This is a genomic window from Paraburkholderia sp. CNPSo 3281, from assembly GCF_024206515.1.
Lineage (GTDB): Bacteria > Pseudomonadota > Gammaproteobacteria > Burkholderiales > Burkholderiaceae > Paraburkholderia > Paraburkholderia nodosa.
On the sequence record NZ_JAMBPS010000004.1, the window covers coordinates 204582 to 229962 of the forward strand.

Consider the following 25381-nt stretch of genomic DNA (forward strand, 5'->3'; position numbering starts at 1 on the left):
ATGAGAAGAGACCGATCGTTCGCTTGCCGTTCGCTTTCCTTACGCGTTGTTATATTTGCAACATTGACTTAATTTTTTGGCGTCGATGTCGTCAATACGGGTGACCTCTCACTACGGCGTCCCCATGTCATTCCTTACCAGAATCAAAATCGGCCCGCGTCTCGGCGCGGGCTTTGCCATTGTGTTGCTCTTGCTCGGCGCGGTGGGCGGGATCGGGCTGCTGCAGGCGTCGCGCATCTTCGACGGCACGCAGGAAATCGCCACGGACTGGCTGCCCAGCGTCGAGACGCTCGGCAACATGCGCAATCAGGCGCAGGACGTGCGTCGCACGTCGCTGCGCATGCTGATCGCCAGCGACGCCAGCGAGAAGGCCTCGCTGCACGACCAGCACGCCCGGATGATCAGCCAGTTCGGCACGCTGTTCGACAGCTATTCGAAGTTGCTCTCTTCGGCCGAAGAGCGCCGCTTGTTCGATTCGATCGGCGCGGCATGGTCGCAATATCTGGACGACGACAAGAAGATCGAGGCCCTGGTCATGTCCGCCGATGGCGGATCGCCGGACGCCCGCGCTGCGGTTTCGAGCGCATCGGCGAAGTCGTTCGTGGCGGTCATGGATCTCATCAACCAGGACGTGACCCTCAATCACAATGGCTCGACCGCCGAAGTCGCCACGGCGAAGGCGGCGTACCACAGCGCGGTCGCGTGGACCATCGCGCTGATCGTGATCGCCATTGGCTTTGGTGCGACGATTGCGCTCTTCATCACGCGTTCGATCACGGGCCCGATCGCTCGGGCCGTGGACGTGGCCGAAACAGTGGCGCGCGGCGATCTGACCGCACGCATCGATGTGGACGGCACCGACGAGGCGGCCCAGTTGCTCGGCGCGCTGCGTCACATGAACGAGCGGCTCGTCGACCTGGTAGGCCGCGTGCGCACGGGCAGCGAAGGCATTGCCTCCGCCTCTGCGCAGATCGCGGCGGGCAACACCGACCTGAGCCAGCGCACCGAAGAGCAGGCCGCTTCGCTCGAAGAAACGGCTGCGAGCATGGAAGAGCTTACGGCGACTGTCAAGCAGAACGCCGATAACGCGACCCAGGGCAACACGCTGGCGGGCCAGGCGTCGCAAACGGCCACGCGCGGTGGCGAAGTGGTGGGCCGCGTGGTCGATACGATGCGCGATATCGCGAACAGCTCCGAGCAGGTCGCGCAGATCATCTCGGTGATCGAGGGCATCGCATTCCAGACCAACATCCTGGCGCTCAACGCGGCGGTGGAAGCGGCGCGTGCAGGCGAGCAGGGCCGCGGCTTCGCGGTGGTGGCCGGCGAAGTTCGTACACTCGCGCAGCGCAGCGCGACGGCGGCGCGCGAGATCAAGGAACTCATCAGCATATCGGTCGAGCGCGTGAACAACGGCACGGCGCTCGTGGACGACGCGGGCCGCACGATGGGTGAGATCGTGCAATCGGTCAAGCGCGTTGCCGATCTGATGAACGAGATTTCGGCGGCCTCGGGCGAGCAGCGCACCGGCATCGAGCAGGTCAACCAGGCGGTCACGCAGATGGACGAGGTCACGCAGCAGAACGCGGCGCTCGTCGAAGAAGCGTCGGCGGCGGCGCAGTCGATGTCCTCGCAGGCAGCGGCGTTGCGCGAGCTGGTATCGGTGTTCAACATCGGTTCTGCGGGACGTGCGGCAACGACGAGCATCGCGCCGATGACGAATGTCGTTGCGAGCGCAACGGTCAAGCGTCCCGCACCTTCGAGGCCCGCGCCCGTGCGTGCCGCCGCTGCGCCCGCTGCGAAGGCGGAACGCCGTGAACCGGCAACGGCCACGTCCGATGACGACTGGCAGACCTTCTGATGGTCTTCTGATGTAGCGCGCTAAAGCGCAGTTCAAACGCCCCGGTCAGCAGCACAACTGGGGCGTTTGTATTTTGATGCGCTTAGCGACGCATCAAAGCACGCCGAGCGTGGACTTCGGTTCCAGAAACGCTTCGATCCCGAAGGTGCCGTATTCGCGCCCGATGCCCGATTGCTTGAAGCCGCCGAACGGCGCAGCCGGCTCATGTGCGAGCGTGTTGACGAGCACGCGGCCCGCTTCGATCTGTGCGGCCACGCCTCGCGCGCGCGCGATGTCGGGCGAGAGCACGTAGGCTTGCAGGCCGTAGGGCGTGTCGTTGGCGATCTCGATCGCGTGCTCCGTGTCGCGATACGCGATGATCGAAAGCACCGGCCCGAAAATCTCCTCGCGCGCGATGGTCATATCGTTCGTCACGCCGCTGAACACGGTGGGACGCACGAACCAGCCCGACTCGATACCCTCGGGCCGCCCCGCGCCGCCCGCAATCAGGCGTGCGCCTTCGTCGATGCCGATGCCGATATAGCGCTGCACGCGCTCCCATTGCTTCTGGCTCACCATCGGGCCGACGCTCGTGTGCGTGTCGCGCAGATCGCCCGCCTGAATCTGCGCCACGGCTTGCCCGACGCGCGCTTCGAATTCGACGAGCCGCGACTGCGGCACCAGAATGCGCGTGCCCGCGATGCACGCTTGCCCGCTGTTCATGAAGCCAGCCTGCAGTGCGAGCGGCACAGCTTCGTCGAAATTCGCGTCGTCGAGCACGATGACCGGCGACTTGCCGCCCAGTTCGAGCGTCACGCGCTTGAGCGTTTCCGCCGCCGTGCGCAGGATCGTCTTGCCTACTGCGGTCGAACCCGTGAACGAGATCTTGGCGACGTCGGGGTGTTCGGCGATGCGTGCGCCCACGACGTCGCCGCGACCCGTGGCGATGTTGAAGAGCCCCGCAGGCAAGCCCGCCGAATGCAGCGCCTCGGTCACGATGCGCGTCTGGATCGCGCTCATCTCGCTCGGCTTGATGACGGCCGTGCAACCCGCTGCGAGCGCGGCCGCGAGCTTGCCGCAGATGAAGCCCGCGTCGCTGTTCCAGGGCGTGATCAGCCCCGCCACGCCGAGTGGCTGCATGGTGACCTCGGCCGTGCCTGCGCGCCGCGTGAACGCGTAGCCTTCCAGCGTCTTCGCGGCGTCGTGCAGCACGTTGGAGGCATGCTGCGCCATCCAGCGGCCGCGCGAGACCGGCGCGCCGTACTCTTGCACGATCGCTTCGAAGAGCGCGTCCTCGCTCGCGACGACCGCCTCGTGCAGCGCCATGAGCATCTCGATGCGCCGCGCTTTCGTGGTGCGCGAAAACGCCGGAAACGCACGCTTCGCGGCGGCAATGGCCGCGTCCGCGTCCGCCGCGTCGGCGAGGCGTACGCGGCCGACCACGGCCTCGGTCGCGGGGTTGAAGAGGTCGAAGGACTCCTCGCCGTGCGGCATGACGAACGCGCCGTCGATATAGATCTTGTCGATGGTCTGCATGGTCGCTCCAGAAAACGTGAGTCGAAGAGGGCAAGATAGACGCCTGGCATTGCGTTGGCTAGCCGTACAATGCTGCATGACCTGTTGAGCGATTTGGGACAATGAAAACATCGGGCCTGGCGGAACTCGAAGCCGTGCTGGCCGTCGCGCGCATCGCAGCTTTCGTGCGGCAGCGGATGAACTGAGCGTGTCGACCTCGGCGCTCAGCCACGCGGTGGCGGCGCTCGAAGCGCGCATCGGCGTGCGGCTCTTCAACCGCACCACGCGCAGCGTGGCGTTGACGGAGGCCGGCGCGCAGTTCGTGGGCAGCGTTGCGCCGGCGTTGTCCACCATCCGCGAGGCGCTCGACCAGGCGGGGAGCTTTCGCGACACGCCCTCCGGCACGTTGCGCATCAACGCTTCGGTGGGCGCGGCGAAACAGGTCATGCCCGTTTTTATCGCTTATCTGCAGCGCTATCCCGAGATGAAGCTCGATCTTGTCACGGAAGGGCGGCTCATCGACATCGTGGTCGAAGGCTACGACGCCGGCATTCGTCTGGCCGATACGGTGCCGCAGGACATGATCGCCGTGCCTTTCGGCGACCGTCAGCGCTTCGCCGTGGTTGGCAGTCCAGACTACTTTACGAAGCATAAGCCGCCGCGCACGCCCGCCGACCTCAAGTCACACCGCTGCATACGCAGCCGCATGCCGAGCGGCCAAATCTACCAATGGGAGTTCGAGCGGCGGGGGCAGGCCGTGCGCGTGGACGTGGAGGGCGCGTTGACGCTCGACGAGCCCGGTCTCATGCTCGCGGCCGCGCGCGACGGACTCGGCCTTGCGTATTTGACCGAATGGAACGTGAACGCGGACCTGGCGGCGGGCACGCTCGTGCGCGTGCTGGAGGACTGGACGCCGCCGCTCGACGGGCCCTGCCTCTATTACCCCGGGCGGCGGCACGCGCCGGCGGGATTGCGCGCACTCGCGTACGACAACCTCTCGGTGCGCGGCATCCCGCTCGACAATCGCTCGAGCTTCTATCTCGACGGCCTGCTTCCCATCGACAACAACATCTGGATGCCGATGGAGAACAAGGAGCGCGTGGAAGTGCTCAAGGGGGCGTCCGCGCTGTACTACGGCTTCGGCGCGCCGGCGGGCATCGTCAACATGGTGATGAAGCGCGCGGGCAGCGCGCCCGTCACGAGCATTTCGGTGCTCGGCGACTCGAACGGATCGATCGGCGCCGCCGCCGACATAGCACGCCGCTTCGGCCCGAGCGCCCAGTTCGGCATCCGCGTGAACGCGATGGACGAGCACGTCGAAACGCCCATTGAAGGCGATCGCGGCTACCGCAAGTTCGTGAGCGCCGCGTTCGACTGGCGCGCGAACGACAAGCTCAAGCTGCAATACGATCTCGAGCACATCGAAACGCGCGTGGTCGAGCAGGCTGGCATCGCGCCGCTTGCCGCCGGGAACGGCAAAATCACGCTGCCTGCCATGCCGGACCCCTCGAAGCTGCTCGTGCCGAACAACAGGCCGACAACGGCGAGCGCCACGTCGCAGCTCGTGCGCGCCGACTATGCGTTCAACGACCAATGGAGCGCGATGCTCTCGCTCGGCCAGTCGATCACGCGGCGCGACCGCTGGGCCTGGGTGTTCCAGAAGTACAACGTCGCAACCGGCGCGGGCACGCTGCAAGGCAGCCAGCAATACGGGCAGATGTACGAGAACAAGAACGTGCGCCTCGAAGTGAACGGCGACTTCAAGACCGGACCGTTCACGCATACGGTCACGACCGGTGTCGTGCAGAACTGGCTGTTTCAGCCGGACTTCACGACGTACACCTATACGGCGGCGCAAAACCTCTACGATCCGATCGACATCACGACGCTCAAGCAAAGCGGCGGCGCGCGGCAGTTCTACGCGCAGCACGTGCGCAACAGCGGCGTTTATGTGTTCGACCAGATCGACATCACGCCGCGCCTGCAGGTCGTGGCCGGCGTGCGTCGCTCGGAGTACATGACCTCGCAGGCCGGTACGCCGGATTCCGATATCAACCACACGTCGCCCTCGGGCAGTATCACCTACCGCATCACGCCGCAGACGAGCGTCTACGCGAGCTACGTTGAAGCGCTCGAATCGGCGGGCAGCGCGCCGGCTACGGCCGTCAACGCGAACCAGATCCTGCCCGCGGCAGTGAGCCGGCAGCAGGAAGTGGGCGTGCGCACGCGCCTCGCCGGCAATGCGCTCGTATCGCTTGCGCTCTTCAACCTCAAACAGGCCAGCGCCGAAACGAATGCCGACAACGTCTATGTGATGGACGGCAACGCGCGCTATCGCGGCGTGGAGTTTTCGGTGCAGGGCGATGTGACGAAGGACGTTTCGCTCACTGCATCGGCGGTTTATCTCGACGCGAAGCAGATCGATTCTTCCGACCCGACGCTCGTCGGCAAGACGCCGGAGAATACGCCCCACGTCACGGCGAGCCTGTTTGCCGAATATCGCGTGCCGGTGCTCGCGGGTCTTTCGGTGAATGGCGGCATCTATTACGTGGGGCCGCGCCAGGTGAACAACGCGAACCAGGCGCAGATTGGCGGCTATACGCTGTTGACCGCAGGCGTGCGTTACGCAGCGCGCGTGTACGGCAAACGCGTTTCGGTGCAGGCGAATCTGGAGAACGCGGCCAACCGGCGCTACTGGAGTGCGGCGGGGTCGAATCAACTAGGCGTAGGACTCGGACGTACGCTGGAATTGACCTCAACGCTGGAGTTTTAAGTGTTGGCGCGGGGCCTTAAAAAATCTTCGCGCAGGGCCTTCAAAAATGCGCGGCGAGTCGATACAATGGCGACCCTTCGAGCCCACGAGGCGAGAATGGACGGGATCTAACGAGTCCCGGGTTGTATTGGATTGCCGACGTGGTGAAATTGGTAGACACGCTATCTTGAGGGGGTAGTGGCGAAAGCTGTGCGAGTTCGAGTCTCGCCGTCGGCACCAAAATTGAATCGAGTCTCGTGCGCTGAAACTGCGTGGTGATACTGGAATGAACTGCATTCTCGCGCTTGTGCTGAGAATGGCGCAAGAGAGCCGGCTCATAAGCCGGCTTTTTGCTTTTGCGGGTAATCGTAAGGACTCCAGTATAGTTCCTGGCGAGCGCGCGAGACTGCTTGCGAGGTTGCGTGCGCGACGTATATAATCGCCGCTCTTCGAGCAGGTCCATTAGCTGACATTGCTCGATTCTGCGTCATCCCACTGGCGCGGAAGCCGTTCTGCATGGGGGTATAGCTCAGCTGGGAGAGCGCTTGCATGGCATGCAAGAGGTCAGCGGTTCGATCCCGCTTACCTCCACCAACAGAACGCGTGGCCTTCGGGCACGTTGCTTCATCATCCTGATTCATTTCCCCGCGCCGCATCGAAATTCACGCATCCAATTCAATGGATCGCATTCGCGCGCGCACCGTCACAGCGGCAACGCGTGCGTCGACAGGATCTCCTTGAGCACCATGAAGCTGCGGACCTGCCGCACGCCCGGCAAGTACAACAACTGCTCTGCATGCAGTTGGTTGAAGCTTTCGTTGTCGCGCGTGCGCACCAGCATGAAGTAATCGAATTCGCCGGTGACGACGTGGCATTCCACGCAGCCTGAAACCTTCTGTGCCGCTTTTTCGAATGCGGCGAACGCCTCGGGCGTCGAGCGGTCGAGCACGAAGCCGATCACGACCAGCATGCCTGCGCCGAGCGCCTTCGGATCGAGCAACGCTACGATCCCGCGTATCAGCCCCGACTCCTTGAGCCGTTCGACACGCCGCAGGCACGCGGGCGCGCTGAGCTTCACTTTGGCCGCGAGGCTGACGTTGGAAATCGATGCGTCCTGCTGCAAATGCCTGAGGATCGCGCGATCGATGCGATCCAATGCGAGCGGCTCATTCGGCGTAGTGGGAGAGCGTCTGGCTAATTTCATTGCGTCCTTTAGTCGCTTCGCAAATTAAAACTGCTCTGGAGTCAAAGCGAATGCTTTAAACGTAGGCTGTCGATATTTGTTTAGCAAGCTCATTTCGCGGCAACGCGCCTAACATTTCTCCATCGGGTTGCGCGTTCCAGGCGCGCACCGACCGTTGACCACGCCCCGCATGTGCCGACCTCCCGGAGATATTCGATGAACCTCCAGCGTTTCCCCCGTTATCCACTCACGTTCGGACCCACGCCCATCCAGCCGCTCAAGCGCCTGAGCCAGCATCTCGGCGGCAAGGTCGAGCTCTATGCGAAGCGCGAGGACTGCAACAGCGGACTTGCGTTCGGCGGCAACAAGACGCGCAAGCTCGAATACCTGATTCCCGACGCGCTCGCTCAAGGTTGCGACACGTTGGTCTCGATTGGCGGCATCCAGTCGAACCAGACGCGGCAGGTCGCAGCCGTCGCCGCACATCTCGGCATGAAGTGCGTGCTGGTCCAGGAGAACTGGGTCAACTATTCCGATGCCGTCTACGACCGGGTCGGCAACATCCAGATGTCGCGCATGATGGGCGCGGACGTGCGGCTCGTACCCGACGGCTTCGACATCGGCATTCGACCGAGTTGGGAGGAGGCGCTCGAAAGCGTGCGCGCGGCGGGCGGCAAACCGTATGCGATACCGGCGGGCTGCTCGGAGCACCCGCTCGGCGGCCTCGGTTTCGTGGGCTTTGCCGAGGAGGTGCGGGCCCAGGAGGCGCAGCTGGGCTTCAAGTTCGACTACATCGTCGTGTGCTCGGTGACGGGCAGCACGCAGGCGGGCATGGTGGTCGGCTTTGCAGCGGATGGCCGTGCGGACCGCGTAATCGGCATCGACGCTTCGGCTACGCCGGAGAAGACCCACGCGCAGATCACGCGCATTGCGCGTCATACCGCCGGGCTCGTCGATCTCAACCGCGATATCAGCGAAAAGGACGTGATTCTCGACACGCGTTACGCTGGCCCGGAGTACGGATTGCCGAACGAAGGCACGCTGGAGGCGATTCGCCTGTGCGCGCGCTTGGAGGGCGTGCTGACCGATCCCGTGTACGAGGGCAAGTCGATGCACGGCATGATCGACAAAGTGCGCCGCGGCGAATTCGAGCCGGGGTCGAAGGTGCTGTACGCGCATCTGGGCGGCGTGCCGGCTTTGAGCGCGTATAGCTTTATCTTCCGCGACGGCTGAGTTCAAGCGTGGGTTCGCTGGCGTGCGAGGCGGCGCGCGGCGGACGCCACGGTCTTCGAGTTTGATCACGGTGTGCCGGGAGAATCGCATCGACAATGGCGCCCGACACGTCGTGGGAGTGCCGGGCCCTGTTGCCTCTACTGCGAACTCCGCGCCGGGCTTTTTAGCCCGGCGCTTTTTTGGGGATCCAGATCGATCTGACAAGCGCCGTTCAGGTGACTCCATTCGCGCAACGTTGACGCGACGGCGAAGCCAGGCTCGCGTGACGGTCGTCATGCCCGCACCAACGAGCGGAGAACCTGACGTTGTTGAAAGGCGCTTCGACATGAGGACGTAAGCGATTCGACGGTTGCGGCGTTGGCGACCGTCATCGGAGTGCAGCCGTAACGTGAAGTAATTCACGCACAAAGAGCGCTGTGTAGTGTTTGATTAACGCGGTGCGTGCCCCCACAATCATGAGGTCAGGTCGGGAACAAGCGCCGAGTGACTCACTGACTGACGGGGCTCCCTCCGCGTTCACCCACAGGGAGCACGTAGCGTATTCGCACCCCGGCTTCTGGATTGGAAGCGAAAATGGCTGCCATTCGGGACACTTCCAGATTCAGCCTCTTCCTGCACACCGGAATGGTTGCATTGGCGTATTTCGCAGGTGCAAAGCTAGGCCTTTCCTATGCGGTAGTGGGCGGCGCAATCTCTCTTGTATGGCCCTCAAGTGGCATCGCTCTCGTTGCGCTGCTCGCTCTGGGCGTCGGAGTCGCCCCGGGTATTGTCGTTGGTTCCTTTCTCGCCAACGTGTCGGGAGGCGTGCCTGCAGCCGTCGCCGCGGCGATAGGCATCGGCTCGATGGCTGGACCGTTGATGGCAGCGCTATTGCTGAACCGCGCGACACGATTCCAGATCACCCTGGAGCGCATCAACGATGTGTTGGCCTTCATCGCTCTCGCTGCGGTGATGAGTACTGCAGTCAGTGCGCTGGTCGGCACGACCGCTCTGCTGGGAGGGGGACTCGTGCCGGTCGCCGGGTATGCCGCAGCCTTTCTGAAATGGTGGCTCGGCGACATGATGGGGGTCCTCGTCGTGGCGCCGGCCCTGTTCAGCTTCCTCACGTATTCGAACCCTCTCCGATCCGCACAGCGGATCATGGAAGCGTGCGGACTCATTGCGGCGACCTTTTGGGTCAGCTACCTTATTTTCGGTGCCCCGCAACTTGCCGGGCACGGCTACTATCCTGCCGCTCTGGCGGTCTTTCCATTCATTATCTGGGCGGCCCTGCGCTTCGATCGCCTGGGCGCCAGCATCGTGACGCTGATGGTCTCAGTCGTGGCCATCTGGGGCACTACCCACGGCACGGGGCCCTTTGCTGCCGATTCTCCTGTGGACAGCCTCGTGAGGTGGTGTGCCTTCGCGAACGTCGCGGCGGTAACGGGACTGTTGCTGGCGGCGGCACGCGCTCAGGAACGGGGCGCCCATGACCTGCTGCAGGCGGCCCGCATCGAACTGGAGCGACGCGTCGAGGAGCGCACCGAAGACCTGGAGAAGGCGAACAACGAGCTAAAAGAGGAGATGGGGCGACGCCGTCTGCTGGAAGGGGAACTGATCCAGATCGGCGATCAGCAACAGAAACTCATCGGCCAGGAACTGCACGACGGGCTCGGGCAACACCTGACCAGTCTCGGCCTGTACTGCGCCGCCTTGAATCAGAAACTGCAGACGCAGGGTCACCCGGCCGCCGCCGACGCCGCTATCGTCGTGGGCCTGGTGAAGCAGGCGTCCTTGATGACCCGCAGGATTGCCCATGGCCTGGATCCGGTCGCGATGGAATATGGCGGACTTGCGGACGCATTGCATGCGCTGGCGGAGACGGCTGGCGCGCTCAACGGCGTAGATTGCAAGCTGCGGATCGCGCCGGATGTGGACTTGCTGGACCCGCTGCTGCAGATCAACCTGTACCGGGCAGCACAGGAAGCCGTCAACAACGCGCTGAAATATTGTCATGGCCACCGCATCTGGATCGACCTCGAGCGGGCGGGCGGTCTCCAGACGCTTTCGATCAGTGACGACGGGGTAGGCATCGGCCCGGAAGAAATGGAGCGTGCCGCGGGTCTTGGACTGCACAACCTGCGTCACCGGGCAAGCCTTCTGGGCGGCTCCTGCACCGTGACCCGCAACGGCTTGGGCGGCACCACCGTCGCCATTAGCTATCCGCTACCGGAGGGTACTGGCCATGCAGAGGAATTGCGCTAGCCCAGGCCGTGCGACTCAAATCCTTATCGTGGATGACCACCCCATCATCCGGGACGGAATGACGCTCTTGCTCAATCTGCAAGAGGATCTGCACGTCTGCGGTGCGGCGGGCAGCGCCGAAGAAGCGCTCGCGGCGATGGAATGCCTGCCCGACATGGCCATTGTGGACATTAGTCTGCAGACGGACTCCGGCCTCGAGCTGGTCAAGACGCTGCGGCACCGTTATCCGGATCTCGCGATCCTTGTCCTCAGCATGCATGACGAAAGCTTGTTTGCCGAACGCGCACTGCGGTCCGGGGCAAACGGGTATCTGATGAAACTCGAGGCCACGGAGCATGTCGTGAGTGCCATCCGCGAAGTGCTGGCAGGCAACATCTACATGAGCGCCGCCATGCATGAAAAGCTCGCGCGGGCGCTTGCCGTCCCACACAAAAAGCCCGAGGGCCAAATTGCGAACCTTTCGGAAAGGGAATTCGAAGTTCTGCACCTGATCGGGCTCGGCTTCAGCAGCCGCGATATCGCAGAGAAGCTGAACCGGAGCGTGAAGACCATCGAAGCGCACCAGGCCAATATCAAGGAAAAGCTGAACATCCGTAGCGGCAAGGAGCTGACGCGGTTCGCAATTCAGTGGATCGAGAGCCAATAGGGCTGAGTCTGCCCACTGAATAAGGCAATCCCCTAGCCTCTTTTAGGACGGGCGCCTGGTTCATGCACATGGGGTCGGCGCATACAGTCGTAACTGGCCAACACTGAGCGCTCTGCCGCCAGTGCCTCTGCCGGACCCGTGCGACGGGCAAGCGCATGGCGATGCGAGCCTGCTCGATGCTCGCTGTAGCTGCCCTCAAGCGCGGAATCGTTTGCATATGTTCAACACAGTCGTGCTCGACGCAAAGAGGTTCGCTTTGAGCAGGATTTCGTTCGTTACAGGAGGAAATCAGCGAAGTGAAACGGCTAGTTATGGCGCCGCTCGCGCTCGCGTGACTGGGCGGCTCCCCTGGCGCCGAGGTCAGTCGGATGTGCGGCCAGCTCGCTTGAACGCACCCTGCTTCACTGCATCGATGGGCCGTTGACGCCGGTTGCATACAGGAAGACTTGTCGAACCGTACGTGGCAATCGTTGGAGGTAACTCATCATGAAATACCTTGCTCAAACTGTCGTTGTCCTGACTATCGCGGCTGCTCCGGTTCTCTCGTTCGCGCAGACGAACGGCGCCGTGACGACTGAACAAGTTCGCGCCGAGCTCGTCCAGCTCGAACAGGCTGGCTATCATGTCGGGGACGGCGACAATGCAAGCTATCCCGCCGATATCCAGGCTGCCGAAGCGCGCGTGACCGCGCAGAACGGCGGGAGCAGTTACGGCGGGATGGTCAGCGGATCGTCAGCATCTGGCGCACCCACGGCTATTACCGGTTTGAAGCCGGTTTACTTCGGCCAGTAAGGCATTGCGTTGACGGACTGTCTTGCGTGGTCTCGCAGCACGTCGCACTAACGCATCACACGTTACGCGAAAGCCCCTCTTCCGAATGGAGAGGGGCTTTTTGATTGCTTTGCGGAGTTTGGGGGGAAGGTGGGGATCGGCGGAGGGCGGCTGCGGATTCAACCGATCGATGCAACGGTTTGATGAAATCGCTCAGCCGATGTATCGAAGTTTAGTGTTTTTCGGGGGCGCTCATTGAGCCGCCTTGCCACGGCATTAAGCCTGCCCTGTGAGTAGACGGAGAGATCGGTACCTTTCGGGAAGTACTGCCTCAGCAATCCATTCGTGTTTTCGTTCGTGCCCGCTCCGCCAAGCTTACCTTCCTGTTCAGCGTTGACCCAGTCGGGGCTACGGTTCTTGCAGTATCGGGATAGTCCGTGCACGAATTGGATAGTTCACCAAGTGGGGTTGGCATAGTCTGCGAGCAACGATCTTGAGCGCGATCAAAGCATTCAAGAGAGCAGTCAAAAATAGACGGAGACGGTGGGGTGGGGTTCCTTGTGCGTTTATTGAACTCCGACCCCGCATCGAATGCGCGCCCGAGGAAATCATCGGCAACAGCTGAATTCGACCTCCGCGATTGATCAGGGCCAGTTCGCGTTGTAGGGGAGACACGTATGGGTGAGTTGTTTTAAGGAATGTATAATTATTTAAAATCCGATCCCGATCCCAAATAGCTGAATATCTTCCGAGTTATTAATCAATGAAACAGAAAGAGGAGTTTCATTCTGAGGCTGACGATGACTCCAGTCCCTCAAATGAGGCCGAGCTATTTCGGACCCGGGATATAGAGCAGGCCAGAGATTGGGGGACGCGTACATTCTGCGAGAACGAACTTCGAAATATTGATGTGCGCGGCAAACTCGATGCGCGTCTAATGTATCGAAAGTACGGATCAATCGGCATTGGACGAATGAGCTACGGCGGCGAACTCAGGATTCGACCGACTACATTTGATGATTTCTATTTAGTACAGGTGCCACTCAGTGGCGGTGAGCACATCACCAATGGCAACCAGTCCGTCAGTTCATCGCCTACGGTAGGTTCGATTCTTAATGCCGGACAACAACATGAAATCGTTCATGCGACGGGCACCGAAAAGCTGATTCTCCGTATTGATCGCGGTTTGGTGGAGCGCCTGTGTGGACAGCATCTCGGCAAGGAAGCGCATACCCGGGTGGAATTCGAAACTGCGATGCCGCTCGATTCCGCAGCCGGCAGACGGTGGGCTTCCACCATGCAGTGGCTCTTCGACTACCTGGGCGGTACGCCTTCGTCATCGCCGCTGTTGGCAGCGCAAATCGAACAGATGATTGGCTCACTGCTGCTCATCAGTCAAGCAAGCAATCATAGTCTGGCACTCAACGAAGATCGGTCACGCTCCGTGACTCCGGCGTTTATCAGGAAAGCCGAGCTTTTCATCGAGGAGCGGGCGCACGAGCCTATTACGGTGGGGACCATTGCGGAGCACGTTGGGGTCAGCACCAGTTCGCTATACACAGGCTTCAGAAAGTACCGGAATACATCACCCATGCACCTGCTGAAGAGCATCAGGCTCAATCGGGTGCGCGAGCAGTTGTTGAACTCTGACCCAAAAAATACAACGGTGACAGCGGTAGCGTATCAGTGGGGTTTTGCCCATCTAGGGCACTTCACCACTTATTACAAACGTTGGTTTGGCGAGACCCCTAGCGAAACACTAACTCGTTAAGCGGGCTAACGGGTGAGTGTCACGAACTCGCACCTGACGCCCCCGGCTGAGCGTCAACTGAAGATCTCCACCACGTGCGGCAAGAATCCGGAAATTGCGCGCCGCCTCGCCAAATGCTTCCGATGATGCGAAGGGCTTGCCCTTGCGGACAATTACGCCACGCTCCAAACTCAAAGTACTACGAATGAAATAGTTGATCAAGTCAAGCGCCAACCCGAACGGGGCTCTCAGGAGCCCCGTTTTCGTTTGTAGGGATAAACCCTCGAAACGCATATTGAATGCACAGATGGGATAGGGCTCGTAGTCATTGGAGTGTCGACTGCGCGGTCGGGAAATACGATTTGTTTTGCGGTCACTGCCATACCTGGTGCGCAAAAAATTACCCCCTTTACAAGGGCTAACCCCCTCCGAGGAGACATACAGATGTCGGACCAAACTGTTGTTCGCCGTCGCGTAGCGCAGCATTCGATCAGCGATTCGCGCTACAACGATGCAAAGTCGCAATCGCAATACCAGCCCTACAAGGACGCAGCTTGGGGCTTCATCAACCACTGGTATCCGGCGATGTTCAGCAAGGAACTGGTGGAAACCACGACCGAGAACGAAGAAGAACTCCAGACGGGCATTAAGGGCATCATGATCGCCGGCGTGCCCATCGTGCTGCGACGCGTCGATGGCAAGGTCTACGCAGTCAAGGACCAGTGCGTCCACCGTGGCATTCGTCTCTCCGAGAAGCCGATGTGCTTCAGCAAGGAAACGATCACGTGCTGGTACCACGGCTTCACGTTCAATCTGGACGACGGCAAGCTCTCGACCATCGTTGCTAATCCGGACGACAAGCTGATCGGCACGACCGGTATCACGACGTACCCGGTTCAGGAAGTCGCGGGCATGATCTTCGTATTCGTTCGTGAAGACGACTTCCCGCTCGAAGACGTTCCCCCGCTGTCGGATGACCTGCCGTTCCGTTTCCCGGAAAACAACGAGCGCTTCCCGCACCCGCTGTGGCCGGACACGCCATCGATCCTGGACGAAAACGCAGTCGCTCACGGCATGCACCGCACGGGCTTCGGCAACTGGCGTATCGCGTGCGAAAACGGCTTCGACAACGCGCACATCCTGGTTCACAAGGACAACTCCATCGTTCACGTGAACGACTGGGTGCTCCCGCTGGGCATTCTGCCGGTCTCGGACGACTGCATTCAGGTCGTTGAAGACGAAAATGGTCCGAAGGGCATGATGCAATGGCTGTTCACGGACAAGTGGCAGCCGGTGCTGGAAAACAAGCAACTGGGCCTCAAGATCGACAACCTGAACGGTCGCTTCTATCGCACGTCGGTGGTCCTTCCGGGCGTCCTCATGGTCGAAAACTGGCCGGAAGAGCACGTCGTTCAATACGAGTGGTACGTTCCGATCACGGACGATCTGCACGAGTACTGGGAAGTGCTGGTCCGCATCTGCCCGACCGAAGAAGATCGCAAGAAGTTCAAGTACCGCTTTGACCGCGTGTACAAGGAGCTGTGCCTGCACGGCTTCAACGACTGCGACCTCTACGCCCGCGAAGGTATGCAGCACTTCTACGCGGACGGCACGGGCTGGGATGACGAGCAACTGGTGTCGACCGACATCTCACCGGTCACGTGGCGCAAGCTCGCTTCGCGCCACAACCGTGGCATCGCGAAGCCTGGCAAGGGCGTCTACGGTGCAGTGAAGACTCATAGCACGCGCTTCAAGGAACTCGCTGATGGCAAGCGCCCGGCGTACTTTGTAGAACAAGTCTGGTTCTAAGGATTGGTCGGCACTCGTCAGGGTGCCTATCAGTTCTCCTTGACACCTTATAGCACCCTGATGCCCGTCTACGAGGAAGGAGATCGGTTCGTATTCCTCTCGGTCTCCATTCTCGTTTCTGTGTGCCATCAGGCCTTGACATAACTAAACTTATCATCCGTATCCGTCATGAGCAGCCTTCCACGCGACCTGACTAATTTCGAAATCTACGACCTGTCGTTGCAGATTCGCAGTGGCAAGATCAGTCCGGTAGAAGTCACCACGGCGATTCTGGCCCGCGTGGAAGCACTGGACGCGAATTTGCATAGCTATGCTCGTGTCACTCCTGAGCTGGCGTTGAAGCAGGCAGAGCAAGCAGAGCAGGAGATTCGATCCGGGGACGTAAGGAGCCCCCTGCACGGTATTCCGCTCGCAGTTAAAGATTTGTTCGATACCAAGGGCATAGTGACTGCCGGTGGTATGCCGATCCATGCCCAGCGCGTACCCACGGAAAACGCGACGGTCGTGCAACGCCTGCAAGATGCAGGGTCGGTGATGCTGGGCAAACTCCAAATGACGGAGGGCGCATTTGCCATCCACCATCCGACGATCCCTGATCCTGTTAATCCATGGGGTGCCGCGCATTGGTGTGGTGCGAGTTCCTCGGGTTGCGGTGTCGCTACGGCGGCTCGTCTGTGCTATGGCACGCTCGGTTCGGATACGGGTGGCTCGGTGCGTTTCCCCAGTGCAGCTAACAATCTGACTGGATTGAAAACGACTTACGGCACGATCAGCCGTAAGGGCACGATGGAACTGGCCGCATCGCTGGATCACGTGGGCCCCATGGCTCGCTCGGCCCGTGATGTGCTGCTCCTTCTCGCAATCATTGGTGGTCACGATACGCAACGCCTGCTCGCTACCATCGACGAGCAACGATTCGACAATTTCCTGAAAGGCTTCAAGGGATTGCGAATCGGCGTGGACGAATCGTGGATTTCGGATGGCGTCGATCCCGTGATTCAGCGCGCGATTCAGCAGGTCAAGGTCATCCTTGCTGAGGCGGGCGGCGAAATCAAGAGCATCAAGGTTCCGGATACGCGGGCGACCAGTTCCAACTGGGAGCATCACTGCGGGGTTCAAACAGCTGTTGCTCATGGAGCGACGTATCCCGACAAGGCCGCTGAATACGGTCCCGCACTGGCCCGTTTGATTGATCAGGGACGCGAATTCAAGGCTGTGGACTACGAGCGAATCATTCGTGATGCTCAGCAGTTTACCCGCGAGATGGACGCGGTATTCACAGAAGTGGATGTCGTATTGGCTCCGGTGCAGCCCTATGCGGCACCGACGTATGAACAGTTGGCGGGTTTGGCTTCGGATCCTGAGGCTAACCGGCGTCTGATTCAGTTCACGTCGCCGTTCAACGCCTCGGGACACCCCGCATTGTCGGTACCCATTGGATTTACCGAGCAAGGATTGCCCATCGGTGGGCAACTGGTTGGCCGCAAGTATCAAGATGACCTGCTGTGTATGGTCGGCATGGTATTGCAGCGCCACAGTGATTGGCATCGTCAGGTCCCGCCTGGGTTGGCTTGATTGATATTGAAAGTGTTTATTTTGCGGATTAAGTCATGACCCAAGCTCATCAGGTAACCATTAACTTCGCAGACGGCGTGAGCCGTACATTTGCCGCCGGGTCGGGTGAAAACATTCTCGAAGCCGCAATCAAGGCAGAAGTGCCTGTGCTGTATCAGTGCAAGGCCGGGGCCTGCGCGTCCTGCACGTGCCAGCTCGCGGAAGGTGAGGCCGTGACTATCCCTGGCGCCAGTTCGACGCTCCTGGCTTCGGAATACGCAGAAGGAAACCGGCTGCTCTGCGTGACGAAGGCTGAATCGGATTGTTCAATCAACGTCGCATACGGTTCGGAAGTCGGCTCGTCGGTCGCCCAGGAGGTGAAGGTCTTCATCGACTCCGTGGAGCGTATCGCGCCCAATGTCATGCGTCTGACTGTCGAGCTGGCCGAAGGCAACTGGCTCGAATTCAGGCCCGGGCAGTTCATGCAGATCACGGTCCCGGGTTTGGGTGTTCTCCGCAGCTACAGCCCGTCGTCTACCTCGCTGACGCTGCCGAAGATGGAATTTCTGGTCCGGCTGCTGCCCAATGGGGCGATGTCCACGTTCCTCGAAAACGAGGCGCAAGTGGACCAGGTTCTGACGATGAAGGGCCCCTATGGCGCGTTCTTCCTGCGCGAAGAGCATCGTCGCGCGCCGCACATCTTCGTTGCCGGTGGGACGGGTCTGGCTCCGATCCTGTCGATGATCGATGGCCTCAGGCAGGCCTCGGGCAAGAAGCCGCCGATGCTGCTCTCGTTTGGTTGCGCGGTCCCTGAGGCGCTGTTTGCGCTGGATGACATGGAACTGCGTCAGCACTGGTTGCCGACGTTGAAGACCCGCATCTGCGTGGATCGCAACGCTACGGAAGACATGCACGAAGGGTCACCGGTCTCGGCCCTCAAGGAAGGGGATGTGACGGATCCGAACACGGTGGCTTATCTGTGCGGCCCGCAGCCGATGATCGACGCGGCAACCAGGCGTCTGATCGAGTTGGGCATGAAGCCGGACTTGATTTTCGCAGAGCAGTTTGTTGCATCGAATTGAGGAATGGGCACATGGAATTCAATCCTACGAAGCAAATCCCGTTTTCGGCTCAGCAAACCGAATGGTACGAAAGGGCTAAGGCCAACCTGAGTTCGAAGCGTCTTCAAAAGCTGCTGTTCGAGCTGACGGACATTCACAGCCCTACGGGTTCGACGCGTGATGCTGCTGACTATATGCAGCAGCACATGGAGATGATCGGGCTGCAAACGAAAACGTACGACAACTCGGCCATCAGCCGATCGGTTATGGGTGAGCACCGGGGCACCGGTGGCGGCGCGTCGTTGCTGCTTTATGCGCCTATTGACACGCACCTGGATCGCACCAAGGAAGAAGAGATTCTTTCCGGCCCCGGTCAAGAAGCCGATTTGCAGCCGCACGCCAGGCAGATCGAAGACTGGGTATTCGGCCTCGGCGCTTCGAATCCGAAGGGCATGATTGCCACGCACGTTGAAGTGGCAACGGCAGTGCTGGAAACGGGTGTTCCGCTGAATGGCAATCTGCTTGTCGGTATGGCCGATGGCGGTATGCCCGTTGACATCAAGGAGCGTCATTCGGGCATGTCGAATGGCGTCATCAATCTGCTGAATCGTGGCATGTACCCCGATTTCGCAATCATCATGAAGCCGTGGAACTGGGTTTACCACGAAGAGCCGGGTATGGCGTGGTTCAAGATCACAGTCAAGGGCACGATGGGCTATGCGGGTATCCCGCACGACGTGCCGGGTTTCCGTTCGTCGGTGGTTCCCGCTGCCACGGTGATTCAGGAGCTGCAAGCATGGCTTCCTGAATACACGAAACGCAATACGTCGGGCGTTATCGAGCCCCATGGCTGGATTGCCGGCGTTCGTGGCGGTCAGATCGAAAGACCTGCATTCCCGTCCGCAGTCACAGAGATTTTCTTCGACGTTCGTGTGAATCCCCGGACGAGCCCCGCTGATGTCAAGGCACAGTTCGCGAACTTCATCGAGGACGTGAAGACTCGTCATCGGGAAATCACGATGGACTGGGAGATGTACGGCTCGGTCCCGGGCGGCACCACTGACCCAGAAAACTGGATTATTCAGTCGGCCAGGCGAGGTTGGGAGCACATCGAGGGCCGTCCGCATGGCGTACCTGACATGCTGGCCGGTCAAACGGACGGTGCGGCATTGCGTCGTTACGGTGTGCCGACTGCTCGCATCGGTTGGCCGTGGCCGGCTCAGGGCGCGCCAGTGCCTGTTGCCGAGGGACTGGGCGGCATGGGCGCCACCTACGTTCCCGACCTGATGCCCTGCGCCGAAAAAATCCTGTACGCGGTGATCGACACGCTTACCCGCGACCGAAGCGAGCTTGGCCTTTAAGTTTCTGTGGTTGTAGCTTCATAACCAGAAAGCAAGGAGACAGACATGAGCAAGCCTTCTAAAGCTGTCAAGTATCGTCTGAAGCAGAAGGTCCAGTTCGATGAAGTTCAGAACCTGAACATTCCCGGACTCGGCAAGTTGAGCGGTCTGAAGACCTCGATCTTCCTCGAAGTGGAAGGGGCCGCACACTACCTGCCCGCTTATGCAGGCAACCTCGACATCATGACCAGCGCCGGCATGCGTACCGCAGAGCGCATGGCTCAATCCATGATCGGCGCATAAGGGGACTGCAAATGACTCAGGGCAAGAAACTCTACATCTCGGACGTTACGCTACGCGACGGCTCGCACGCGATTCGCCATCAGTATTCGATCCAGAACGTGCAGGACATCGCACGCGCGCTGGATAAGGCGAACGTCGATTCTATCGAAGTCGCGCACGGTGACGGTCTGCAGGGTTCGAGCTTCAACTACGGCTTCGGCGCACACTCGGACCTGGAGTGGATCGAGGCGGTTGCTGACGTGGTGACGCATTCGAAGATCGCGACCCTGCTGCTGCCCGGCATCGGCACGATTCACGATCTGAAGGCTGCCTACCAGGCGGGTGCGCGCGTGGTCCGTGTTGCTACCCACTGCACGGAAGCCGACGTATCGAAGCAGCATATCGAATACGGACGTGAACTCGGCATGGATACCGTGGGCTTTTTGATGATGAGCCACATGACCACGCCGGAAGCACTGGCTGGGCAGGCGAAGCTTATGGAAAGCTACGGCGCCACCACGATCTATGTCGTGGACTCCGGCGGTGCGCTGTCGATGCAAGACGTCCGTGATCGCTTCCGTGCTTTGAAGGCGGTCCTCGATCCCGCAACGCAGACGGGCATGCATGCCCACCACAACCTGTCGCTGGGTGTTGCAAACTCTGTCGTTGCCGTGGAAGAAGGGTGTGATCGTATCGACGCATCGCTCGCCGGTATGGGCGCCGGCGCCGGCAATGCGCCGTTGGAGGTATTCGTTGCCGCGGCAGAACGCATGGGCTGGAATCACGGCACGGATCTGATGACGTTGATGGATGCGGCCGATGACATCGTGCGCCCGCTCCAGGATCGCCCCGTTCGTGTGGACCGTGAAACGCTCGCCCTTGGCTACGCAGGCGTGTATTCGTCGTTCCTGCGTCACTCAGAAGTCGCGGCCAGGAAGTACGGTCTGAACACCGTGGACATTCTGGTCGAACTGGGCAAGCGCCGTATGGTCGGTGGCCAGGAAGACATGATCGTTGACGTGGCGTTGGATCTGCTCAAAGCTCAAAAATAAAATTGGTGACGGTTAGCCGTCACGCACGGAGGTGACTCCCTCGATTGCAGAGGGGAGTCATAAATCGCGGTCCCCAAGGACACAGCGCTAAACACGGTGCCCGTAAATCAGGTGGGTGCTGACAGGTGAGGAGAAGCCAGAAGTGAAGATCAAACAATTTGCACTACTGATCGGGTCGGTAGTGGCAGTCAACGCCAACGCACAATCCGTTCAGATCTACGGCCTTATAGACTCGGGTGTCATGTACACGTCGAACGTCGGTGGCAAGAAATTGGTGTCCATCGACCCGGATACTCAAGCACCTGATCTGTTCGGTTTCGTGGGTAGTGAAGATCTTGGTGGCGGCACCAAGGCGATCTTCAAGCTGGAAGGCCAGTTCAACATGAACAACGGCGCGATGATCAACGGTCTGTTCGGCCATACGGCATACGTTGGTCTTAAGGACGAAAAGTGGGGTACGCTGACCGCCGGTAATCAAATCGACTTTATGTTCGATTCGCTGGTTGCAGAGCGCTGGGGTCCCGCATTCCCCGTTGTCAACGCAATGAACTTGCGCCAAAGCTCGTTCCAGGGCCTCGATAGCCCGCGCGGCGGTCCCGGCAACGGCTCATTCGACTTCGACCGTCTCCTGGGTTCGGCGATCCCGAACGCCATCAAGTACACGAGCCCGACGTACAACGGCCTCTCCTTCGGTGGTCTGTACAGCTTCGGCGGCGTCGCAGGCAACTTCGGTTCAAACTCGGCACAGAGCTTCGGTGTGAACTACCGCAATGGTGGTTTTTCGCTGAATGGCGCATACACGTATATCAAGTATCCGTCGTTGAACGACGGTAATGACGGTATTCGTAACTTCGGCGTTGGTGCTTCGTACATCCTGGGCGCTGCTGAATTCGCTGCGCTGTATACGAATACGGAGAACACGGAAAATAGTGCACGCATCGACGTCTACGAAGCCGATTTGACGTATGAACTGTCCACTCCGCTGCACGCGCACTTCTCGTATCAGTACCAAAAGGGCAACGACGTGCTGAACGAGCAGCACGTGAATCAGGAAACGCTTTCGCTGATCTATCTGCTGTCGAAGCGCACGAGCCTGTATTCCACGCTGGCATTCCAGCAATCGTCGGGTGGTCCGGCATGGATCCTGATGGCTGCGGGTCCGGCTTCGGGTGGCCGCCAAACGGCATTCAGCCTCGGCCTGATTCATTCTTTCTGATCCAGAGCGGACACGTAGTGACGGTTCCTGGCGCACTGTGCGTCAGGAGCATTTTAAGGAGACGCACGAATGAGCAACGAAGGCCGATACATGCGCGCTGCGCGCCTCCACGACAACACGTCGGGCACGTTCAGCATTGATACGATTCCGTATCCGACGCTCAAGCGGCCGACCGACGTCGTGATCAAGCTCAAGGCTTCTGGCATCGTTCCGAATCTGGGCAATGTGATCACCAACTACCGTTCGGAAAAACCGTATCTGGCGCATGCGGCACTGCCCGCCGTCTACGGTCTGGACGCGGCGGGTGTGGTGGCTGAAGTCGGTCCCGCAGTGAAGGGCCTCAAGGTCGGCGACCGCGTATACATCAATCCGGGCCGTTCGTGCGGTTCGTGCCACGCCTGCCGCGTGGGCGAGCCCATCAACTGCGAAGCCTACGCATTCCAGGGCTACTTCGGTTTCGGACCGAAGTCGCAGTTCCTGTATGAAGAGTACCCGTACGGTGGCCTCAGCGAATACGCTACGGCGCCTGCTGACGGTCTGGTGAAGCTCGGCGAGAAGGTTTCGTTCGAAATCGGTGCGCGTATGGGCTATCTCGGCACGGCCTATTCGGGTCTGCGCAAAGCACAAGTCGCGGCCGGCAAGTCGGTGATGATCATCGGCGGAACGGGCACGCTGGGCCTGTGCGCCACGCTGATCGCACGTGCCATGGGCGCGACGAAGATCCTGGTCGTGGCTCGCAACGAGCAAACGCTGGCGCAGGTCAAGGCAATCGACCCGGCTCGTATCCTGACGTACTCGGTCGCCAACAGATCGTCGGACCTGGCTGCATGGGCCAAAGAGCAGACGGACGGCGTGGGTGTCGATTCGGTGGTGGACGCTATCGCTCCGGGCCCGAACATGCAAGTCACCAAAGACGCATTCGGTGCTCTGCGTCGCGGCGGCAAGTTCGTGGAAATCGGCGCCCAGATCAACGAAGTGCCGGTAAACATGCACGAAATGATGTGCTCGGCGCTGTCGGTGATCGGCTCGCTCTGGTTCACGGTTGGCGAAGGCCAGGATCTGGTTGCGATGATCGAGGCAGGTACGCTCGATGTGTCGTCGTTCAAGAACCACACCTACACGCTCGATCAAGCAAATGAAGCGCTGGAAGACGCGGCAAAGCGCGTCACGGGCTTCGTCAACGTCGTGGTTATTCAGGACTAGGAGAGATACGAAATGGTACGTCGCGTTGTGACCGGCCAAAACAATGGCAAGTCCGTAATCTTGAGCGATTCCGAAGAACCGGGCCATGCTTTCGCAGCCGTTCCCGGTTTCAGGACCACGCAGATTTGGGCAACGAGTCCCGAAACCATACTCCCGCATTCGGCTGGGGACCCCGTTACCAGCGCAGCCACGGTGATGCCGGCGCTGAATGGCACGCGTCTGATGATCGTGCAGTTCCCGCCTGATGCGGTGATGGCGGATCCTTCGTTCGACGGCGCTGCCGCCGGCGCCGAGTATGCAGCCATCCTGCCGGGTCTGGCTGAATGCTTCGAACCCGATGGCTCGGGCTTTCATATCACCGACTCGGTTGACTACGACATCGTCCTTAGCGGCGAACTCTGTCTGGAACTCGATGACGGGGAAACGCGTGTTCTGAAAACCGGCGATATCGTGGTTCAGAACGGCACACGGCACGCATGGCGTAACACAAGCAATGCACCTGCCGTGATGGCTTCGATTCTGATTGGAGCCGAACGGAAGGCCTAACCTGGAACCGAAGTGGGGGAATGAAAAATGAACGCTCAACAGACCAATCGCAATGACCATCATGCACACCATGCACAGCGAAAGACCAACAGCGTCGAAAAGCTCGAATGGAACGATGCTCTGCTACTCGGACATGGCCCTATGGATGATGAACATCGTGAGTTTGTTCGGGTTGTCACTGCATTGCGCAATAGTACGGCGCACACCGCTTTGGCTGCTCTCGATGCAGTGGAAAAACATTTGATAGCCCACTTCGATCTTGAACACGCGTGGATGGACAAAACGGCTTTTCCCGAGGTTTATTCCAGGTGCCATCGAGATCAACACGACGAAGTGCTTGGTTCAGTGTTTCACGTGCATCAACTGGCAGCTATCGGTCAGATTGGGTTGGGCGCCGTGCATAGACTTGCACAATCGCTGATGGATTGGTTTCCGGGTCACGCGGACTATATGGACTCGTCCTTGTCTGCGTGGATCAACGGTAAAACGCATGGCGGTCAGGCCGTGGTATTGCGGCGCAATCTGGTGCACGAAGATCGGGTGCCTGACGAATCGCAGGCAGAGGCCGTGTAACTCGCTGTGACAAAAAAAAGGGAGACAAAGATGTTGATGAAAGGGAAGGTTGGTCTGGTGACCGGCGGCGGTTCTGGAATGGGTCGGGCCGCTGCGCTGGCACTCGCCACGGAAGGGGCCACGGTCGTTCTGGCCGGTCGTGACGAAGACAAGCTGGTTTCCGTCCAGAAAGAAATCGAAGCCCTGGGCGGTCGGGCGGCAATCTTCCAGGCGGACGTTTCGAAGCGAGAAGACAATCAGGCGCTCGTTGAATTCGTGGAAAAAACGTTCAGTCGTCTCGATTTCGCATTCAACAACGCCGGCGGCCACGGGGACTTCAAACCCATTCACGAAACGCCAATCGATGAAGCGGAATGGGTGATCGATCTGAACTTCAAGGGCGTGTATTACGGTGTCAAGTATCAGGTCGACGCGATGCTGCGTTCGGGCGGGGGCGCCATCGTCAATAACGCCTCGATCTTTGGATTGCGCGGTATGGACGGCATTGCCCACTACGTGGCGGCCAAACACGCGGTGGTGGGGCTGACCCGTGCAGTCGCCAAGGAATACGCGGTTCGGAACATTCGCGTGAATGCTGTGTGTCCGGGAGCCACCGAGACGCCGAATTACATGCGCAGTACGAGTGGTGACGTCCATCTGCTGGATGCAATGATTCCGATGCATCGAATCGGTCAGCCCGATGAGGTGGCGAGTGCTGTGATATGGCTACTGTCGGATCAATCTCGATACGTGACGGGGACGACCCTGAGCGTTGACGGCGGCATGACGATCTGACGTCGCAGGACCGGACTTTGAAGACGGCGAAAATACGCTT

Annotated in this window: 19 protein-coding genes, 2 tRNA genes and 3 pseudogenes; 21 read left to right on the plus strand and 3 right to left on the minus strand. The window is 60.1% G+C overall.

The window, feature by feature from the left end:
• Positions 1-124: 124 nt before the first annotated feature.
• Positions 125-1858, plus strand: a complete 1734-nt coding sequence (locus M3I56_RS06820) for a methyl-accepting chemotaxis protein (protein ID WP_254353112.1) — start codon at positions 125-127, stop codon at positions 1856-1858.
• 93 nt (positions 1859-1951) lie between these two features.
• Here M3I56_RS06820 and M3I56_RS06825 read toward each other — a convergent pair whose 3' ends face one another.
• Positions 1952-3373, minus strand: coding sequence for an aldehyde dehydrogenase family protein (locus tag M3I56_RS06825; protein ID WP_254353113.1), 1422 nt, complete (start codon positions 3371-3373; stop codon positions 1952-1954).
• Between the two features lie 101 nt (positions 3374-3474).
• Between M3I56_RS06825 and M3I56_RS06830 the strand changes: the two are divergent.
• The 4 genes and pseudogenes from M3I56_RS06830 to M3I56_RS06845 form a co-directional block, all read left to right on the plus strand.
• A pseudogene (locus tag M3I56_RS06830) lies at positions 3475-4334 on the plus strand (LysR family transcriptional regulator); the annotation flags it as partial.
• A gap of 18 nt (positions 4335-4352) precedes the next feature.
• Positions 4353-6125, plus strand: coding sequence for a TonB-dependent siderophore receptor (locus tag M3I56_RS06835; RefSeq protein WP_254353236.1), 1773 nt, complete (start codon positions 4353-4355; stop codon positions 6123-6125).
• A 134-nt stretch (positions 6126-6259) separates the two neighbouring features.
• A tRNA-Leu gene (locus tag M3I56_RS06840) sits at positions 6260-6344 on the plus strand.
• 278 nt (positions 6345-6622) lie between these two features.
• A tRNA-Ala gene (locus tag M3I56_RS06845) sits at positions 6623-6698 on the plus strand.
• A gap of 109 nt (positions 6699-6807) precedes the next feature.
• Here the strand turns inward: M3I56_RS06845 and M3I56_RS06850 are convergent.
• Complete coding sequence (locus M3I56_RS06850; protein ID WP_254353114.1) at positions 6808-7308, minus strand: Lrp/AsnC family transcriptional regulator; 501 nt, start codon at positions 7306-7308, stop codon at positions 6808-6810.
• A 195-nt stretch (positions 7309-7503) separates the two neighbouring features.
• Between M3I56_RS06850 and M3I56_RS06855 the strand changes: the two genes are divergently transcribed.
• The 4 genes from M3I56_RS06855 (at position 7504) to M3I56_RS06870 (ending at position 12202) form a co-directional block, all read left to right on the plus strand.
• Entirely contained in the window at positions 7504-8520 is a 1017-nt protein-coding gene (locus M3I56_RS06855; RefSeq protein WP_254353115.1) for a 1-aminocyclopropane-1-carboxylate deaminase, read from the plus strand.
• Between the two features lie 573 nt (positions 8521-9093).
• Positions 9094-10764: an MASE1 domain-containing protein gene (locus M3I56_RS06860; protein WP_254353116.1), complete on the plus strand. Its 1671-nt coding sequence runs from the start codon at positions 9094-9096 to the stop codon at positions 10762-10764.
• Between the two features lie 28 nt (positions 10765-10792).
• Complete coding sequence (locus tag M3I56_RS06865) at positions 10793-11410, plus strand: response regulator transcription factor (RefSeq protein WP_254353117.1); 618 nt, start codon at positions 10793-10795, stop codon at positions 11408-11410.
• Between the two features lie 486 nt (positions 11411-11896).
• Positions 11897-12202, plus strand: coding sequence for a DUF4148 domain-containing protein (locus M3I56_RS06870; RefSeq protein WP_254353118.1), 306 nt, complete (start codon positions 11897-11899; stop codon positions 12200-12202).
• A gap of 158 nt (positions 12203-12360) precedes the next feature.
• On the opposite strand, the pseudogene M3I56_RS06875 reads toward M3I56_RS06870, so the two are convergent.
• A pseudogene (locus M3I56_RS06875) lies at positions 12361-12543 on the minus strand (transposase); the annotation flags it as partial.
• Positions 12544-12944: 401 nt separating this feature from the next.
• On the opposite strand from M3I56_RS06875, the gene M3I56_RS06880 reads away from it, so the two are divergent.
• The 12 genes and pseudogenes from M3I56_RS06880 to M3I56_RS06935 all read left to right on the plus strand — a co-directional run bounded on the left by M3I56_RS06880 (position 12945) and on the right by M3I56_RS06935 (position 25341).
• The gene (locus M3I56_RS06880) at positions 12945-13952 is read left to right on the plus strand and encodes an AraC family transcriptional regulator (RefSeq protein WP_254353119.1); all 1008 of its coding nucleotides are present in this window, start codon (positions 12945-12947) and stop codon (positions 13950-13952) included.
• A 423-nt stretch (positions 13953-14375) separates the two neighbouring features.
• Positions 14376-15740 (plus strand): Rieske 2Fe-2S domain-containing protein, encoded by a 1365-nt coding sequence (locus tag M3I56_RS06885; protein WP_254353120.1) that lies wholly within the window; start codon positions 14376-14378, stop codon positions 15738-15740.
• Positions 15741-15908: 168 nt separating this feature from the next.
• Positions 15909-17315, plus strand: a complete 1407-nt coding sequence (locus tag M3I56_RS06890) for an amidase (RefSeq protein ID WP_254353121.1) — start codon at positions 15909-15911, stop codon at positions 17313-17315.
• A gap of 35 nt (positions 17316-17350) precedes the next feature.
• Complete coding sequence (locus M3I56_RS06895; protein WP_254353122.1) at positions 17351-18376, plus strand: FAD-binding oxidoreductase; 1026 nt, start codon at positions 17351-17353, stop codon at positions 18374-18376.
• A gap of 11 nt (positions 18377-18387) precedes the next feature.
• Positions 18388-19716: a M20 family metallopeptidase gene (locus tag M3I56_RS06900; protein WP_254353123.1), complete on the plus strand. Its 1329-nt coding sequence runs from the start codon at positions 18388-18390 to the stop codon at positions 19714-19716.
• Between the two features lie 72 nt (positions 19717-19788).
• A pseudogene (locus M3I56_RS06905) lies at positions 19789-19998 on the plus strand (acetaldehyde dehydrogenase); the annotation flags it as partial.
• Positions 19999-20009: 11 nt separating this feature from the next.
• A complete protein-coding gene (gene dmpG / locus M3I56_RS06910) occupies positions 20010-21029 on the plus strand; it encodes a 4-hydroxy-2-oxovalerate aldolase (RefSeq protein ID WP_254353124.1) in 1020 nt (339 codons plus the stop codon).
• Between the two features lie 142 nt (positions 21030-21171).
• On the plus strand, positions 21172-22245 hold the full coding sequence (locus tag M3I56_RS06915; RefSeq protein ID WP_254353125.1) for a porin: 1074 nt from the start codon (positions 21172-21174) through the stop codon (positions 22243-22245).
• Between the two features lie 69 nt (positions 22246-22314).
• Positions 22315-23448 (plus strand): zinc-binding dehydrogenase, encoded by a 1134-nt coding sequence (locus M3I56_RS06920; RefSeq protein WP_254353126.1) that lies wholly within the window; start codon positions 22315-22317, stop codon positions 23446-23448.
• 12 nt (positions 23449-23460) lie between these two features.
• A complete protein-coding gene (locus M3I56_RS06925) occupies positions 23461-23994 on the plus strand; it encodes a cupin domain-containing protein (RefSeq protein WP_254353127.1) in 534 nt (177 codons plus the stop codon).
• A gap of 27 nt (positions 23995-24021) precedes the next feature.
• On the plus strand, positions 24022-24567 hold the full coding sequence (locus M3I56_RS06930) for a hemerythrin domain-containing protein (protein ID WP_254353128.1): 546 nt from the start codon (positions 24022-24024) through the stop codon (positions 24565-24567).
• Between the two features lie 30 nt (positions 24568-24597).
• Entirely contained in the window at positions 24598-25341 is a 744-nt protein-coding gene (locus tag M3I56_RS06935; RefSeq protein ID WP_254353129.1) for an SDR family NAD(P)-dependent oxidoreductase, read from the plus strand.
• Positions 25342-25381: the final 40 nt, after the last annotated feature.